Annotated in this window: 2 protein-coding genes; both read right to left on the reverse strand. The window is 64.5% G+C overall.

The features are described from left to right. Nucleotides 1-4 precede the first annotated feature (4 nt). Nucleotides 5-817: an indole-3-glycerol phosphate synthase TrpC gene (trpC, locus tag EN884_RS35015; protein ID WP_063167977.1), complete on the reverse strand. Its 813-nt coding sequence runs from the start codon at nt 815-817 to the stop codon at nt 5-7. 3 nt (nt 818-820) lie between these two features. Next, the coding region (trpD, locus tag EN884_RS35020) for an anthranilate phosphoribosyltransferase (RefSeq protein WP_128361088.1) at nt 821-1,703 on the reverse strand (883 nt) is incomplete at its 5' end.

Below are 1,703 nucleotides of genomic sequence, written 5' to 3' on the forward strand. Positions count from 1 at the left end.
ATCGTCAGATAGCCTCGGCCAAAGCCTTGCCTGTCAGAAGCAAGCGCGTCGCGGTGGTGACGTCCTGTTGCCGCATCAGGCTCTCGCCGACAAGAAAAGTGCCGATGTCGCTCTTTTGCAGCCTGAGGCAGTCGTCATGCGAGAAAATACCGCTCTCGCTGACCAGCAAGCGGTCGGCCGGAACCATCTTCGCCAGCCGCACTGAAGTGTCGAGGCTGGTCTCGAATGTGCGCAGATTACGGTTGTTGATACCGATCAGCCGCGACGACAGTTTTAGCGCGCGCAACGTCTCGGCCTCATCATGCACCTCGATCAGCGCATCCATGCCGAGTTCGAATGCCGTTGCCTCAAGCTCGCTCGCCAGGGCGTCGTCGACGCTGGCCATGATGATCAGGATGGCATCCGCGCCCCAGGCGCGGGCTTCGTAGACCTGATAGGGATCGAACAGGAAATCCTTGCGCAGCGCCGGCAGCGCGACGGCGGCTCGCGCCCGGGTGAGAAATTCCGGCGCGCCCTGGAAGGACGGTGCGTCGGTCAGCACCGAAAGACAGGCAGCGCCACCCTTGGCATAGGCCTGCGCCAGCGCCGGCGGATCGAAATCGGCGCGGATCAGCCCCTTGGACGGGCTTGCCTTCTTGATCTCGGCGATCAGCGCAAAGGCGCCGGATTTGCGCTTTGCTTCGAGTGCGGCAAGAAAGCCGCGCGGTGCGTCGGCGTCCTTGGCTCGCGCCTTGATTTCGGCCAGCGGCACACGTGCCTTTGCCGCCGCGATCTCGTCGCGCTTGTAGGCCTCGATCTTGCGAAGAATGTCAGACACGTTTTACCCGTTCGAAATCTCGACCAGCCTGTCGAGCACTTGCAGGGCCCGGCCGCTGTTGATGGCTTGCGCGGCGAGCGCGATGCCGTCAGCAAGCGTCGTCGCCTTGCCCGCCACCACCAGGCCGGCGCCGGCATTCATCAGCACGGTGTCGCGATAGGCGCCGGCAGCGCCGCCCAGCATATCGCGCAAGGCTTTGGCATTGTAGTCCGCATCGCCGCCACGCAGTTCGTCCCTGCTGTGGCGCGGCAACCCGACCGCTTCAGGCGTCAGGGTGAAGCTGCGGATCTCGCCGCCGATCAGTTCGGCGACCTGCGTCTCGCCGGTGGTGGTGATCTCGTCATAGCCGTCGCCATGAGCAACCCAGGCATGCTCCGCACCCAGTGCCTTCAGCGTCTCGGCAACCGGCAGGATCCATTCCGGCAGGAACACACCGACCAGCTGCCGCTTGACGCCAGCTGGATTGGAGAGCGGCCCGAGCAGGTTGAAGATGGTGCGGGTGCCGAGTTCGACGCGGGTCGGACCGACATGTTTCATCGCTGGATGGTGCGCGGGCGCGAACATGAAACCAATGCCAGCCTCGTGGATGCAGCGGCCGATGAATTCGGGCGAGATGTCGATCTTGACGCCGAGCGCAACCAGCACGTCGGCGGCTCCTGTCAGCGAGGACAGGCCACGATTGCCGTGCTTGGCAACCGGCACACCACTGCCGGCGATGACAAAGGCCGATCCCGTGGAAATATTGACGCTGTGGGAATTGTCCCCGCCGGTGCCGACGATATCGATGGCGCCGTCCGGCGCGTCGACTTGCAGCATCTTGGCCCGCATGGTGGCGACGGCGCCGGAACTCTCGCTCACCGTCTCGCCTCGCACGCGCAGCGCCATC

The organism is Mesorhizobium sp. M7A.F.Ca.AU.001.01.1.1, from assembly GCF_004022735.1.
In the GTDB taxonomy this organism is placed as follows: Bacteria; Pseudomonadota; Alphaproteobacteria; order Rhizobiales; family Rhizobiaceae; genus Mesorhizobium; species Mesorhizobium ciceri.